This window comes from Ketobacter sp. MCCC 1A13808 (assembly GCF_009746715.1).
GTDB lineage: Bacteria > Pseudomonadota > Gammaproteobacteria > Pseudomonadales > Ketobacteraceae > Ketobacter.
The window spans coordinates 346,677-361,519 of record NZ_VRKW01000001.1; the positions used below are offsets into that span (position 1 = coordinate 346,677).

Below are 14,843 nucleotides of genomic sequence, written 5' to 3' on the forward strand. Positions count from 1 at the left end.
AGTCGATCTATAGTCGGCCATCAGGGTGGAGGATTCAACGGCGAAATGTGCCATGTTGATGCTGGCTGGCCCAGGTTATTCGCGCCGATGCATCGCTCCGTACCCACATTGCACCCGCCATGGAATCGGTCTATGATTAACGGTTTCATCGGCAGCAGCAGCTGCCTTTTTTTGTTTGCAGACCAGCGAAAACACCCTCACTGCAACAACATCTGGAGTTATCAGGAAACGTATTATGTCGGGAAGCGGTTTGATGACCACCTATCGCCCAATGTCGATTACCTTTGAAAGAGGCGATGGGGTTTGGCTATATGACAATGAAGGGAATCAATATTTGGATTGCATCAGTGGTATTGCCGTTTGCGGTCTCGGCCACTGCCATCCAAAAGTCACTCAAACACTGCAGGAGCAAGCTGCACGGCTGGTTCATACCTCCAACCTGTATCGTATATCCCACCAGGAAGAACTGGGTCGACGCTTAGCGGAAATTACTGGAATGGACGCGTGCTTTTTCGGTAATTCCGGGGCAGAGGCCAACGAGTGCGCAATCAAAATTGCCCGACTGTACGGCCATAACAAAGGGATTGAAAAGCCTAACATCGTAGTAACGGACGGATCTTTCCATGGCCGTACTCTGGCGACCTTGAGCGCCACCGGAAATCGCAAGGTGCAGGCGGGCTTTGAACCTCTGGTGCAGGGTTTTATCCGCGCTCCTTACAACGACCTTGAAGCGATCCGCAAGATTGCTGAAAATAACCCACATGTGGTGGCGATGCTGGTGGAGCCCGTGCAGGGCGAAGGCGGCATTCAGATTCCGGACGACCAATACCTGAGCGGATTGCGAAAAATCTGCGATGAAAATGGCTGGCTCTTGATGCTCGACGAGATTCAGACCGGCAATGGCCGCACCGGCAGCTACTTTGCCTATCAGCAGATGGGTTTTATACCCGATGTGGTCACAACCGCGAAAGGACTGGGCAACGGCCTGCCTATCGGTGCGTGCCTTGCAACCGGAGAAGCGGCGCTGACACTACAGCCCGGCAATCACGGGTCCACCTATGGCGGCAATCCGTTGTGTTGTGCCACCGCTTTAACCGTAGTGGACACCATCATGTCCGAACAGCTTCCGGCTAAAGCATTGGCATTGGGACAACGCATTGTTGACGGATTTAAAGATCAGCTAGGTGGCCAGTCGATCGTTCGTGAAATACGCGGCAAAGGGTTACTGATTGGCATAGAACTGACCAAACCCTGCGCAGATCTGGTGGGCTTGGCCCGCGAGCAGGGCTTGCTGATCAACGTGACTGCTGACAAGGTAGTGCGCCTGTTACCGGCCCTGGTGATGAGCGAGGATCAGGCGGACAAAATGGTTGCCAGTGTCAGCCAACTCATAAAGAGCTGGGCCGCCAATTAGTTTTGGGTTAATAGCCCAGTGAATTTAACCCCCGATTACGAGATGTAAAACCATGGCAACGAGCCATTTTCTAACACTTCTGGACATCGAATCCGCCACCCTGGAAAAGCTCATGCATCGCGCTACCGAATTGAAGCAGATGCAGCACCAGGGTGTAATTTACGAACCGTTCAGAAATAAGGTGCTGGGGATGATTTTCGAAAAGTCATCCACGCGCACCCGAGTCTCCTTTGAAAGCGCCATGATTCAATGCGGTGGCGGTGCCATTTTCCTGTCACCAAGGGACACCCAACTGGGTCGGGGAGAGCCGGTGGCGGATACTGCCCGGGTACTTTCTCGGATGGCCGACATCATCATGATCCGCACTTTCGAACACGAAAAAGTGGAAACCTTTGCACGCCACTCGCGGGTGCCGGTGATTAATGCGCTAACCGACACCTACCACCCCTGCCAATTATTGGCGGATATCCAGACCTACATGGAACATCGTGGCTCTATTAAAGGCAAAATCGTAACCTGGATCGGTGACGGCAATAACATGTGTCACTCCTATATTAACGCAGCTCGCCAATTCGGCTTTCAATTACGTGTCGCTTGTCCCAGCGGATTTGAACCCAACGAAACACTGGTGGCTGATAACAGCGACCGGGTGACAGTGACTCACAATCCCAGTGAAGCAGTTGCAGATTCGCATTTGGTGGTGACCGATGTATGGGCCAGTATGGGCCAGGAAGAACAGCAGCTGGAAAGGGTCAACGCCTTTGTTAATTTTCAGGTATCACCGAAATTAATGGATACCGCAGATAAGGATGCCCTGTTCATGCATTGCCTGCCTGCGCACCGGGGTGAGGAAATCAGCGAAGACATGCTGGACGATCCACGCTCTGTAGTATGGGATGAAGCAGAAAACCGACTCCACGCACAAAAAGCGTTGATGGAATATTTGCTCGGCACCTGGAAACCCTAGCGAAGACGTTATGAATCCGACACAGGACACCATGCAAAATCCTTTGTTGCAGCTGGACGCTGTCAGTTGTGCTTATGGTGACAGCAATGTCGTTCAGGAGCTTAGCTTTCACGTTAACAAAGGCGACATTGCCTGTTTGCTGGGCCCCAGCGGTTGCGGTAAAACCACCACCCTGCGCGCAATCGCCGGGTTTGAACCCATTCACCTCGGCCACATTTATTTGGATGGCGTCGAGGTATCGACACCGGCCCACCGCCTGCCCCCGGAAAAGCGAAAATTGGGCATGGTATTCCAGGATTACGCCCTGTTTCCACATTTGACCATCTGGGAAAACGTCTGCTTCGGGCTACGCAAATCCAGCACCCAGCAACGCAAATACACCGCTGATAAAGTGCTGGAGTTAGTGGGTCTTGAACAATACCGCCAGCGCTACCCTCATGAGCTTTCCGGCGGTCAACAGCAACGGGTAGCGTTGGCACGAGCACTGGCGCCTGAACCCAATCTGATATTACTGGACGAACCGTTCTCTAATCTCGATGTGGATCTGAGACGACGCTTGAGCCTGGAGGTCCGGGATATCATTAAGGCTCAGGGCACTACCGCATTACTGGTGACCCACGACCAGGAGGAAGCCTTCGCCATGTCGGACAAAGTGGGCGTCATGTCAGACGGCTATCTGCAACAATGGGACACGCCATACACTATCTATCATGAACCTTTGAACCGTTTCGTGGCGAACTTTATCGGACTGGGCCATTTCATTCGCGGCAAAGCATTGTCGCCGGAATTAGTGGATACGGAGATCGGTGTTATACGCGGCGACCGGGCCTATCCCTGGTTAAAGGATTCCCCGGTCGATATCCTGCTCAGACCGGACGATATCCTACCGGACATAGACAGCGAATTGCAGGCCGAAGTGTTGCAGAAAACCTTCACCGGCGCGTCTATGCTGTTCAAACTGAAACTACCCACCGGCAGCATTATCGAAGCGCTTTTTCCCAGTCACAATGACTTTGAAGTGGGTGAGCACGTTGGCATACGCCTGGAAGCGGATCACCTGGTGGCGTTCCCCGCTCCCACCCAATAGCAGCGATGCAACGGCGCAGACGCACTAATCCATAGTCCGCACGCGCTGCACTGCATTAATCCAACCGTCATACAGCTTGGCACGCTGCGATGCAGACATCTGCGGTGTGAAATGGCGCTGGCAATGCCAGAGCCCGGCTATTTCCTCCAACGAGTTATAAATACCGACCTGCAACCCGGCAAGATAGGCTGCGCCCAACGCCGTGGTTTCAATCACCTCGGGCCGGTCCACCTCCACATCCAGAATGTCACTCAAAAACTGCACGACCCAATTATTTGCCGCCATGCCGCCATCCACCCGCAAGGTTGTGGTCTGTTCGGCGCCATCCGCCTGCATAGCGACAATCAGGTCTTTGGTTTGATACGCCACTGACTGCAAACCCGCTGCCACGATCGCTTTAATACCCGTATCACGGGTCAGACCGAATAACGCGCCCCTGGCCTCCGGATCCCAATAGGGGGCACCCAACCCGGTAAACGCCGGCACCATATAGACGCCATGATCCACCCCGACTTCCTGCGCCATGGCCTCCGTGTCTTTTGCATTTTCGATCAACTCAATGCCATCACGTAACCATTGAATAGCGGCCCCGGCAATAAAAATACTGCCCTCCAAACCGTAGGTCACCTCTCCTTTCAAGCGATAGGCTACCGTCGATAACAGGCGGTGCTCCGAAGTCAGCGCGCGGGTACCTGTATTCAGGATCATGAAACAGCCGGTACCATACGTACTTTTTATCATACCGGGCTTGAAACCGGCCTGCCCGATCAAGGCCGCTTGCTGATCCCCTGCGATCCCCGCAATCGGAATCGCACTACCGAGCAATTCCGGTAAAGTTTCGCCAAAATCCGCCGCGCTATCTTCCACTTCCGGCAGCATCGCCCGAGGCACTTTGAATAAGTCCAACAGGCGGTCATCCCAATCCTGCAGGTGTATATTGAACAAATTGGTTCGCGATGCATTGGTTGCATCCGTCTTGTGACTTTTTCCACCGGTCAGACGCCACAGAAGAAAACTATCGACCGTGCCAAACGCCAGCTCACCTTGCTCTGCCCGTTGTCGTGCGCCATCCACTTCGTCCAGTATCCAGGCCACTTTGGTGGCTGAGAAATAAGGGTCCACCAGCAATCCGGAAATGGACTGGACCAGTTGCTCCGCATGACTGTTTTCTTTTTTTAATTGCAGGCAGGTTGCTGCGGTACGCCGGTCTTGCCAGACGATCGCCCGGTGGATAGGCTTGCCGGTGGCGCGATCCCAAACAATCGCGGTTTCGCGCTGGTTAGTGATGCCGATGGCGGCAATACTCCCTGCGCTAGTGTCGGATTTCTTCATCACTTCTCGACACACAGTCAATGTACTATCCCAGATTTCCTCTGCATCATGCTCCACCCATCCGTCAGCCGGGAAGAACTGTGTGAACTCCTGTTGTGCCGAATCGACGATGTTGCCTTGAGTGTCAAATAAAATAGCCCGAGTACTCGTAGTCCCCTGGTCGATAGACAATATGTACTGACTCATAGTAAAACATTCCCTAATTCGCGTAAAAAACCTTAACCAGAGCAAGGTGTAATGGATTCCATTGGGTATCGTGTATCATAGACTCCCCTATACTAATGAATTCAGAGAAGAGTGAGAAACAATCGTGGCAAATTTGTCGCAAACTGCCCGACATGAACAAATTGTTGAGATCGTCACTGCAAAAGGTTTTGTCTCGGTTGAGGATCTGGCGCTCCATTTCGATGTTACCCCGCAAACCATGCGCCGGGATATTAACGCCCTGGCCGGAGAGAATCGTGTACGTCGTTTCCATGGTGGGGCCAGCGCGGCGCCGAGCACGGAAAATACGGAATATGCGCAACGGAAATTATTACAATCACCGGAAAAAGCCAGAATCGCCCGCCTGGTAGCCGAGCACATTCCGGATCACGCCTCGCTGTTTATCAATATCGGCACCACCAATGAAGCCATCGCCAAGGAATTGCTTAATCACACCGGCCTGAAAATCATTACCAACAATCTGCATGTGGCTGCCATCGTCAATGGCAAGGCGGATTTCGAAGTTATCATCGCAGGGGGAAAAGTGCGCAGCCGGGACGGCGGAATTATCGGTGAAGCTACCCTGGATTTTGTTTCCCAGTTTCGTACTGACTTCGGCATCATCGGCATATCCGGAATCGATGAAGACGGGACCTTACTGGAATTCGACTACCAGGAAGTGCGGGTGGCCCAGGCGTTAATCCGCAATTCACGTCAGGTTTTATTAGCCTGCGATCATACCAAATTCGGACGCCACGCGATGATCAATCTGGGTGACGTACGGGATGTGAATATTCTGGTTACAGACCGCCAGCCAGAGCAGCAGTTTACCGATTTACTAAAGGATCGGGGCGTTAAGTTGCTGATCGCCAATGAAGAAAATAATGAAAAAAGCCTGCAATAAACCGCTCAACCGGGCGAACAATTCATTCAAAACCAGCCAAAACGATCTTGCCGCGGGATTTTCCGGACTCCAGAAGTGCGTGTGCTTTAATTAAATTGGCTGCATTGATGGTGCCAAACTGGTGTGCCACTGTGGTGCGGATTTCTCCGCTGTCCACCATAAATGCGACGTTCGAAAGCAATCGATTCTGCTCAATCATATCGTCCGTGGAAAACAGCGAGCGGGTGAACATAAACTCCCAATGCACTGACACACTCTTTTGCTTGAATGGCATAACATCCAGGGTGACCGGATCATCAATCACCCCTAACTTGCCCTGTGGTGCAACCAATTCGATTATATCCGGCAAATGATTGGCGGTATTCGTCAGGCTTGCTACGTAGTTTACATGCTTGACACCTAATGCTTTGAACTCATCCACCAGACTGTGATGATGATTCACTACATGGTGTGCACCCAGCTCTTTTACCCAGGCTTGGGTTTCCGAGCGCGATGCAGACGCCACGATAGTCAGGTTTGTTAATCGCTTCGCAAGTTGAATCATTACGGACCCAACGCCGCCGGCTCCGCCAATTATCAGGAGCACCCCGCGACTTTCCGCATTCAGGCCAAACCGGTCGAACAACATTTCCCATGCCGTGATAGAGGTAAGAGGCAATGCCGCAGCCTGTTCAAAATCCAGGGAATCCGGAGCCTGTGAGACTAGGCGCTCGTCCACCAGATGGAATTCCGCGTTGGTGCCGGATCGGTCAATCGCTCCAGCATACCAAACTCGGTCACCCGGCCGGAACATGCGTACCCCCTCGCCTACCGCCTCCACTGTACCCGCGGCATCCCAACCCAAAACTTTGTATTCGCCCTGTGCCGGCGACGCACTGGCCCGCACCTTGGTATCAACCGGGTTAACTGACACCGCGCCCACCCGCACCAGCAAATCACGCCCCTGGGCAACCGGAACAGGCAACTCGATATCGATCAAAGCATTGGAGTCCGTGACGGGAAGGGCTTTTTGTAAACCTATGGCTTTCATTATTCTTTCCTTGTGAGGGTAGAGTTGCAGGCTGGGCTCACCTTATCGGTTAAGTATAGGCGACCCAATGGATTCAATTCGACATTCCCGCGATGGCAAGGTGGAAGCAAGATCAACCCCTACGGCTTGCCGGCCGGTTCAATCCACGACTCAATGTTCGAAAACGAACAACCACAAAGTACTCAAGGGTAAAGCGCTTGCAATCGCGACGTCACAGTGGCACGACTTTAAGTGAAAAATAAAAAAGGCGTGGAGGCCCGAGCGTTCAGACAGACATATAATATTCATAATTATTCGTTTGTGAAACATAACGAAAACAAATACACTATTTTTAGTTTCGTTTCAGCTTTGGACTACTGCTCTATGACCCCTTCAGCAATTGCGCATCATCACACCGACCAAGCCCCTTCCAGTGCCGTGGACCTGTTTATTGTGGGCGGTGGCATCAACGGCACCGGCATCGCGGCGGAGGCCAGTGCACGGGGACTGAAGGTCACTCTGTGTGAACAATCCGACCTTGCCGCCGCCACTTCATCGGCCAGCAGCAAGCTGATTCACGGGGGCCTCAGATACCTTGAGCATTACGAATTCAGACTGGTACGCGAAGCCCTGGCAGAGCGGGAAATATTGCTACAACAAGCACCTCACCTGATCAAACCCTTGCGCTTTGTTCTCCCCCACCGCCCCCACTTGCGGCCGGGCTGGATGATCCGCATCGGATTGTTTCTTTATGATCACCTATCCACCCGCAATCATTTGCCACCTTCCAGAGCATTAAGCCTGGCTGGAGATGACAACAACAATCCCTTGCACCCAGACATCAGCAAAGCCTTTGAATATTCAGACTGCCGGGTAGACGATGCGCGACTGGTGGTCACAAACGCCCTTGCAGCGCGCCAGCAGGGGGCAGAAATTCTGACGCGAACCCGTTGTATTTCAGCAAAACGGGAACAGGGAATCTGGAAAATCAACGTAATGGATTTAACGAGCGGTCAACGGCGTTGCTTTGAAGCACGCGCGCTGGTGAATGCCACGGGTCCCTGGGCACAACAATTTATTGAACACCATATCCAGGAAAAATCACCCCGCCGGATACGTTTGATCAAAGGAAGCCATTTCGTTACCCGAAAGCTGTACGAGGGCGACCATGCCTATATTCTGCAAAACGAAGATCAGAGAATTGTGTTTGTAATTCCCTATAACGACGACTTCACATTGGTCGGCACCACCGACAAGGAATACTCCGGCAATCCCCAAAATGTGGCCATGGATACTGAAGAAGAAAACTATCTGCTTGATGTCGTAAACCGGCATTTCAAACAATCCATCTGTTGCGGGGACATTCTCTGGCGTTATTCCGGCGTGCGTCCATTGTGTGATGATGAGTCCGCTTCTCCGTCCGCCATCACCCGCGATTATACTTTGGAAATACAGGCTGACGAACAGGATCGCGCGGCGCTGATGAGCGTGTTCGGTGGCAAGATTACCACCTATCGCAAACTGTCTCGGTCAGCACTGTCGTTGCTGCAACCGTTTCTTCCCCGCATGCAGCCTCCGGCACCAGAAACCACCCAATTACCCGGCGGAGACATGGACGCCGCGCACTATCCCATGTGGGTTGCCCTCACCCAGGATCACTTCCAGTGGCTGGACCCCGACCTCTGCAAACGCCTATGCGATGCGTACGGCACCCGCATACATCGTTTACTGCAAGGTTGCACCCGAAGGTCCGATCTCGGAGTGCATTTCGGGGCGGGACTGTATCAGAGAGAAGTGGAGTATCTGATGGCAGAAGAATGGGCTCAAACGGCAGAGGATATCCTCTGGCGCCGAACCAAATTGGGATTGCGACTAACAGCGGCGCAAAGAGCGGAGCTGGAGAAACAGATCGCACCGGCGGAGAATAATTCCGTTTCGGGCCAAAAGTTTGCTGATACACTAATCCGGTCAATGGCAGTATAAAACCTAAACCCCGACGGATTATTCATGGCACGAATCGAAATTAAGCATTTACGGACTCTGGTTGCACTCAGAGACTGCGGCAGTTTGGTGGACGCTGCACAACAGGTGCACTTGACCCAATCCGCCTTGTCTCATCAACTGAAAGAGTTGGAGGATCGACTGAATCAACCGGTGGTGATACGAAAATCCAAACCCTTGAAGTTTACTGAAACCGGTAGCCGGTTATTGCAGCTGGCCGATACGGTACTGCCTGCAGTTGAACAGACCGAACAGGACATCTCAATGCTGGCTTTGGGAAAGCAGGGCCGGTTGCATATCGCCATCGAGTGCCACAGCTGCTTCGACTGGCTGATGCCGACACTGGATGAATATCGGGAGCACTGGCCGGACGTGGAAATAGATTTGATTAGCGGCTTCAATTTTGACCCGTTACCGGCGCTGGCCCGGGCTGAACTCGATTTGGTAATCACGTCTGACCCGCAAAGTCTGTCCGGGGTGCGCTATATCCCGCTATTTCAATACGAATGCTTACTCTGCGTTGCCAAAGACCACCCGCTAGCAAAAAAAGAACTCATTACACCCCAAGATTTAAGCAATGAAACCCTGATTATCTACCCGGTTGAACAGGCACGACTGGATATCTTCAAGTACTTCCTATTACCGGCCAACGTCCTTCCGAAGGTGACTCGCAGCGCCGAGCTCACCATCATGATCATTCAACTGGTGGCTTCCGGACGCGGCGTTTGTGCGTTACCTAACTGGGGTATTGTGGACTACCTGGAGAAGGGTTACGTGTTAGCACGATCACTGGGAGAAAGCGGCGTCTGGAGTACGCTGTATGCGGCGGTTCGTGAAGAGCAGGCTGATGCACCGTATATAGAAGAGTTTATTAATACTGCGCGCAGCTGCAGTCAGCAAACACTCAAAGGCATCCAGCCGCCGGAATGAATAATTGTGAGTGGGTCCAGCACCAAACCCTACCGGCGGCAAGCCACTAATTAGATTCGCGTAAGCTCTGCAATCGCGGCCACAAAAAACTAAATTGCGCCCCGCCCAACTCACTCTCGCCTACGCGAACCCGACCGCCATGCCAATATGCGATGCGATTAACAATGGAGAGACCCAAGCCATAACCGCCCGATGCCCGGGTGCGGCTGTCATCCAATCGAGTAAAGGGTTGAAAGACCCGTTTGCGGTCGGCATCGGGAATGCCGGGGCCGTCGTCACTGACATCAATACGGAAAACATCGCCCATGGCGGTAAAACTGATTTCGACGCGCCCCTGGGCATAACGCAATGCATTCCCCACCAGGTTCTGGATAACGCGATGAATATAGCGCTCTTCCCCCTCGGCAAAGCAACGTTCTTCCGCCAGTTCCGGTGCTATATAGACAACCTGCTTTTCTCCGGATAATGCTTTGCTCTCCTGCTCAATCCTGCGCATCAACGCATCCAGATCAATCATCACGAAGTCAAGCACCGGGGTGCCCTCTTCCAGCTTGGAGTAAGTTAGAATCTCATCAATCAATTTATCCAACTGCTCGATGTCCTGATCGATCAGCTCAACATTGCGTAAGCGTTGCTCGTCGTTCTCTGCATCCATCAACATTTCCAGACCAAAGCGGATGCGTGCAACCGGCGTGCGCAACTCATGGGACACTGCCCGAGTCAGCTCCTTTTGAGAACTCAGCAATCGTTTAATATGCTCGGTCATTCCGTTGAGCGTGCCGGCAAGCTGACCAATCGCGTCCGATCCTTCCACCGGCGCCTTCGCATTCAGATCACCGCCACGTATACGTAAAACGGCTTTTTCCAAACTGGATAAACGACTTTCAAGCGGCTTCACCAACAAAAACACGGCAAAGCCCACCATTCCCAGCGAAATCACGACCATCACGGCCATCAGTTCGAACGGATACCAATTGAACATGTTCTGCGGGCCTAGCTGCAGCACTTCACCGGTTTCGTTCAACAGTTTATAGGCAGTAATCTGGGTGTTATTGCCGCGATTTCCACCAAAATTAACCACCGCCTGCTCTTCATTAAACAGCCGGTGCTTTTTATCGTCATCAAGATTTATTTCAAACGGCGGTACGCGACGCACGGGAAAGCCAAATGTTTTGTTCAGCTCTTCTAACCGATAATTCCAGTCGGTGATAGGAAATTTAGATAGGTATTGAGACACCAGCTCAGCCATGCCCCGGCCTTGCTGCTCTGTCAGATATTCGCCGGAGGCAACCAGATAGCGGGTATCATCCTGCTCATTAATCGCGATGATGGCTTCCCCTTCACGATTAAATTGGTCGGTCAGCCGCAACAGAATTTTATTCTTGTTCAACTCCCGTAATTCGGACTGACTTAAACTGATTGCGTCCGCGCTGACCAGTTCCATATTTGCATCGAGCAAGCGTCCGACATCGCTAACCCAGCGGGCCCGGTAATCAGCGGGCTGATCTACCGTTAGTTCTGCAATCAGCTTGACCGGCCCTTCAACCAGCGTGGTTCGATAATACTGAAGCCGGAAAAAATTGATGGCTTCGAGCGAAATATAAAAGATAATCCCGATAACAATACAGACCAGGACCATGCCACCATAAATCCGGAGAAAAATACTGTTCAAGCGCCCTCAACCCACGTTGTTGTAGCCCGGTAAAGCCGAAAGCTGGCTTAACTCAGGTCCCGCACGAACAAATAGCCTTTACTCCGCACAGTCTTGATTCGGCGCGGATTCATCGGATCATCACCCACTTTGGGACGAATGCGTGACACCCTGACATCAATCGATCGATCCTGGCCGTCATACTGAATCCCGCGTAAGCGTTCGAAAATTTCTTCACGCGATAGGATGGTGCCTGCATTCGACGCCAACAACCAAAGTAAATCGTATTCCGCGCTGGTCAGATCCACGGAGTCACCCCCTAACCAGACTTCACGAGCGCTGTTATCAATGACCAGATCCCCAAACTCCAGACGATTCTGGGTTCCGTCGGCACCGGATTTATCATTTTGGTTATCGATGCTGTCTGCCCGCCTTAACAAGGCACGAATGCGGGCCAGCAGAACGCGGGGTTTGGCGGGCTTCGCCACATAATCGTCAGCGCCCATTTCCAGACCAAGCACCTGATCCACATCGTCAGTACGGGCGGTCAGCATCAAAATGGGTTTTTTGTACTTTTCACGAACGCTTTTGCAGACTTCAAGGCCATCGGCCCCCGGCAGCATAAGGTCGAGCACCACCATATCCGGCTGTTTCTCGATAATAGCGTCAATGGCAGTGTTACCATCGCCGATGATATCCACTTTCAAGCCATTGCTGCGAAGGTATTCTGCGGTTAAATCCGCCAATCGTTCATCGTCTTCGACAATGATGACATAGGGCTGCATATTTTCTGTTGCATCTGTTCGCATTAGTGCGACCTCTTCACCTGCAAGTGCTGTAAATCTATTGTTTTTTTAACGACTTAGAATAAAAGATAGGTTGTATACGACAACTGCGCCAGTTTTATCAAGCTTTAACAAAAATAATCCGGGGCAAAGCAAAGCGACCTGAGCACTAGGGTATAACAGCCCGATCTAATTGGGCTAGGCAAATATTTGTTATCTCACAACTTTTTCACATTTTATCCACAGGTTATCCCCGAAAAACCCGCTTGCGGGAAGTTAATCCCGTCACTACTTTTAATGAGCAACCTTAACAGAGCCTTCCCAATTTACACCCGACAATAACTATAACGTGAAAAACCGCGCTACTATGACCCCGACTCGTCCCCGCGAATGTCGGGGTTTTTTTTGAAAAATTAAAGGAGGCTGTATGCCGCTCAAACGATGTGGCTGGTGCGGAGAAGACGAGCTTTACCAGCATTATCACGATGTAGAATGGGGCGTACCCTGCTTTGACGACGCCATTTTATTTGAATTTTTATTATTGGAAGGCGCGCAAGCGGGCCTTAGCTGGATAACCGTATTACGTAAACGTGAAAACTACCGCAAAGCCCTGAGCGGGTTCAACGCAGCCAAAATAGCCCGCTTCACGCCGGCCAAAGTGGAGAAATTACTAGAGGATCCGGGCATCATCAGAAATCGGCTAAAAGTACAAAGCGCGATACGAAACGCCAAAGCCTATTTGAAAATCCAACAACAACATGGCACTTTTAGTGACTACATCTGGCAATTTGTAGACGGAGCGCCTATCCAGAATCGCTGGAAAACAATGTCACAAGTCCCCGCCAGCACACCGGAGTCGGATGCCATGAGCAAACAATTAAAAAAAGACGGCTTTAATTTCGTCGGCACGACCATCTGCTATGCCTACATGCAGTCCATGGGCATGGTGAATGATCACCTTGTGGATTGCTTTCGCTATAAGGAGTGCAAAACGCATCAGGAGAACCCGCCCCTTGGCAGACATTAAAAAGCCCGTTTCCAAACGCAAAATCCTGCCCGCCCTACTGCTTTGCCTGATATTCGGCTATTTCGGTACGCACCGGTTTTACGTGGGCAAAGTCGGCACCGGCATGCTGCAGATGCTGACCCTGGGCGGGCTGGGGTTATGGATGCTGTACGATGCGATCGTCCTGGTATTGGGTAAATTCTGCGACTGCGACAATGCGGCCCTGTCCGACTGGACCTGATGCGGGAGTCAGTTTACCAGGTCATAAAAACGCTCAATAAGGGTATTGTGAAACGGCCCTCTTCGACCGTCCACATGCTCTGCGGCCCGGATAATGGCGCTATTTATAAAAGCTAAACGGGTATCACCGAACGGTGAAGTGGCAGCACCGCTGCTGTTCACAGTGAACCCCATACTCAGGCCTCGCGAGGGATCAGCCCAAGCACCGGAGCCGCCCCAACCGAAATGTCCGAAGGCATGAGGAGTGCGGGGCCCGTGGGTAAAGACCCGGTGGTAGCCCAGCCGCCAATGCATCGGTATCGGCACCACCTTGTCTATTTTCCGGCTATGGATCCGGCTCAATTCCCGCACCCGGAAGGGTGTCATAAGACGCACCCCTTGCAGCTCCCCGCCCTCCGCAATCGCGGCATACATTTTAGCCAGCGAACGTGCCGTAAACATGCCGTTGGCAGCCGGAATGCAACTCTTGACCACCCGTTCATCGTTAAAGCTGAACCGGCTCATCCCTCTGGGTGCCAGCCCATTCGCCAGATCCCGCGCATCCAGTCCTAGCACTTGCAGCCCGGTCGTAATCATCTGTCCCCGTATCCGCTTCTGCATGCTGGGCTTACGACGCACTCTTCCCGACTCTGAGGCTTCAACCGATCGTTTAGGATAAGCGGTCAATATCGCCCGGCGATGCATCTCCTGTTCCGGTAAACCCACGTACATACCGTCCAGACCCAGGGGATCCACTAATTCCGACTGCAGTAGCTGAGCAAAATTCTTACCGCTGGCTCTGCTCATGGTTTCTCCCAGCAGCCAGCCGTAGGTCAATCCATGGTAGCCATGCTCCACGCCCGCTTTGTGGGAAGGCGTCGCCTGGGCCAGGCGGCTGGTCATATACTCCCAGTCGGTCATTTGCATGGCATCGCCTATCAGGTCGCGTATGTTGTATAAACCCGCTTGATGAGTCAGCAGATGCCGGATGCTGATGCCACCTTTACCGTTTGCACCAAACTCTGGCCAGTAATGGCAAACTGGCTGGTCGTATTCCAATACACCACGATCGACCAGAATATGCATTAATGTCGACACCACGCCTTTAGTGGTGGAAAACGATAATGCCAAGGTATCTTCTGTCCAGGGCGCAGCGGACGCGTCACGTTTGCCTGCCCAAATATCAATAACGCTATGCCCATGATGATAAACGGAAAGAGCAGAACCACTTTTTCCGTCGTCACGGATATGCCGCATAAATTCCGCAGCGACCGATGTAAAGCCGGGATGTACATAGCCTTCGTATTGCATTTGCCTTCTCCATACAGCATCCG

13 protein-coding genes are annotated in these 14,843 nt (G+C 52.2%); 8 read left to right on the forward strand and 5 right to left on the reverse strand.

From position 1 onward, the window contains the following. Positions 1-235 precede the first annotated feature (235 nt). From FT643_RS01615 to FT643_RS01625, 3 genes are read left to right on the forward strand one after another with little or no spacing between them, the layout of a single operon-like run. Complete coding sequence (locus tag FT643_RS01615; RefSeq protein WP_156868930.1) at positions 236-1,414, forward strand: aspartate aminotransferase family protein; 1,179 nt, start codon at positions 236-238, stop codon at positions 1,412-1,414. 52 nt (positions 1,415-1,466) lie between these two features. Next, a complete protein-coding gene (argF, locus tag FT643_RS01620) occupies positions 1,467-2,381 on the forward strand; it encodes an ornithine carbamoyltransferase (RefSeq protein ID WP_156868931.1) in 915 nt (304 codons plus the stop codon). Positions 2,382-2,412: 31 nt separating this feature from the next. Then, positions 2,413-3,468, forward strand: coding sequence for an ABC transporter ATP-binding protein (locus FT643_RS01625; RefSeq protein ID WP_156869398.1), 1,056 nt, complete (start codon positions 2,413-2,415; stop codon positions 3,466-3,468). A 24-nt stretch (positions 3,469-3,492) separates the two neighbouring features. On the opposite strand, the gene glpK is transcribed toward FT643_RS01625, so the two are convergent. Further along, a complete protein-coding gene (glpK, locus tag FT643_RS01630) occupies positions 3,493-4,986 on the reverse strand; it encodes a glycerol kinase GlpK (protein WP_156868932.1) in 1,494 nt (497 codons plus the stop codon). Positions 4,987-5,119: 133 nt separating this feature from the next. Here glpK and FT643_RS01635 point away from each other — a divergent pair, with 133 nt between their 5' ends. Continuing rightward, positions 5,120-5,908, forward strand: a complete 789-nt coding sequence (locus FT643_RS01635; RefSeq protein WP_156869399.1) for a DeoR/GlpR family transcriptional regulator — start codon at positions 5,120-5,122, stop codon at positions 5,906-5,908. Positions 5,909-5,930: 22 nt separating this feature from the next. Here FT643_RS01635 and FT643_RS01640 read toward each other — a convergent pair whose 3' ends face one another. Beyond that, positions 5,931-6,938, reverse strand: coding sequence for a zinc-binding alcohol dehydrogenase family protein (locus FT643_RS01640; RefSeq protein ID WP_156868933.1), 1,008 nt, complete (start codon positions 6,936-6,938; stop codon positions 5,931-5,933). Positions 6,939-7,301: 363 nt separating this feature from the next. Between FT643_RS01640 and glpD the strand changes: the two genes are divergently transcribed. Then, positions 7,302-8,900 (forward strand): glycerol-3-phosphate dehydrogenase, encoded by a 1,599-nt coding sequence (glpD, locus tag FT643_RS01645; RefSeq protein WP_156868934.1) that lies wholly within the window; start codon positions 7,302-7,304, stop codon positions 8,898-8,900. Between the two features lie 24 nt (positions 8,901-8,924). After that, positions 8,925-9,848: a LysR family transcriptional regulator gene (locus FT643_RS01650; RefSeq protein ID WP_156868935.1), complete on the forward strand. Its 924-nt coding sequence runs from the start codon at positions 8,925-8,927 to the stop codon at positions 9,846-9,848. A gap of 46 nt (positions 9,849-9,894) precedes the next feature. Here FT643_RS01650 and FT643_RS01655 read toward each other — a convergent pair whose 3' ends face one another. Beyond that, positions 9,895-11,520, reverse strand: coding sequence for an ATP-binding protein (locus FT643_RS01655; RefSeq protein WP_156868936.1), 1,626 nt, complete (start codon positions 11,518-11,520; stop codon positions 9,895-9,897). Positions 11,521-11,567: 47 nt separating this feature from the next. Further along, complete coding sequence (locus tag FT643_RS01660) at positions 11,568-12,308, reverse strand: response regulator (protein WP_255473857.1); 741 nt, start codon at positions 12,306-12,308, stop codon at positions 11,568-11,570. A gap of 403 nt (positions 12,309-12,711) precedes the next feature. Here FT643_RS01660 and FT643_RS01665 point away from each other — a divergent pair, with 403 nt between their 5' ends. Beyond that, positions 12,712-13,311 carry a DNA-3-methyladenine glycosylase I gene (locus FT643_RS01665; protein ID WP_156868937.1) on the forward strand — a complete coding sequence of 200 codons (600 nt, stop codon included), beginning with the start codon at positions 12,712-12,714 and terminating at the stop codon, positions 13,309-13,311. Continuing rightward, positions 13,298-13,531 (forward strand): TM2 domain-containing protein, encoded by a 234-nt coding sequence (locus FT643_RS01670; protein WP_232339808.1) that lies wholly within the window; start codon positions 13,298-13,300, stop codon positions 13,529-13,531. Before FT643_RS01665 ends, FT643_RS01670 begins: the two co-directional genes overlap by 14 nt. 8 nt (positions 13,532-13,539) lie before the next feature. On the opposite strand, the gene FT643_RS01675 is transcribed toward FT643_RS01670, so the two are convergent. After that, positions 13,540-14,820, reverse strand: a complete 1,281-nt coding sequence (locus tag FT643_RS01675; RefSeq protein ID WP_156868939.1) for a serine hydrolase domain-containing protein — start codon at positions 14,818-14,820, stop codon at positions 13,540-13,542. Between the last annotated feature and the right edge of the window lie 23 nt (positions 14,821-14,843).

What these genes read in the sequence shown, in the direction of transcription:
- FT643_RS01615 (WP_156868930.1), top strand. Translation starts at nt 236, where the DNA reads ATGTCGGGAAGCGGTTTGATGACCACCTATCGCCCAATGTCGATTACC.
- argF (WP_156868931.1), top strand. Translation starts at nt 1,467, where the DNA reads ATGGCAACGAGCCATTTTCTAACACTTCTGGACATCGAATCCGCCACC.
- FT643_RS01625 (WP_156869398.1), top strand. Translation starts at nt 2,413, where the DNA reads ATGCAAAATCCTTTGTTGCAGCTGGACGCTGTCAGTTGTGCTTATGGT.
- glpK (WP_156868932.1), bottom strand. Translation starts at nt 4,986, where the DNA reads ATGAGTCAGTACATATTGTCTATCGACCAGGGGACTACGAGTACTCGG.
- FT643_RS01640 (WP_156868933.1), bottom strand. Translation starts at nt 6,938, where the DNA reads ATGAAAGCCATAGGTTTACAAAAAGCCCTTCCCGTCACGGACTCCAAT.
- glpD (WP_156868934.1), top strand. Translation starts at nt 7,302, where the DNA reads ATGACCCCTTCAGCAATTGCGCATCATCACACCGACCAAGCCCCTTCC.
- FT643_RS01650 (WP_156868935.1), top strand. Translation starts at nt 8,925, where the DNA reads ATGGCACGAATCGAAATTAAGCATTTACGGACTCTGGTTGCACTCAGA.
- FT643_RS01660 (WP_255473857.1), bottom strand. Translation starts at nt 12,308, where the DNA reads ATGCGAACAGATGCAACAGAAAATATGCAGCCCTATGTCATCATTGTC.
- FT643_RS01665 (WP_156868937.1), top strand. Translation starts at nt 12,712, where the DNA reads ATGCCGCTCAAACGATGTGGCTGGTGCGGAGAAGACGAGCTTTACCAG.
- FT643_RS01675 (WP_156868939.1), bottom strand. Translation starts at nt 14,820, where the DNA reads ATGCAATACGAAGGCTATGTACATCCCGGCTTTACATCGGTCGCTGCG.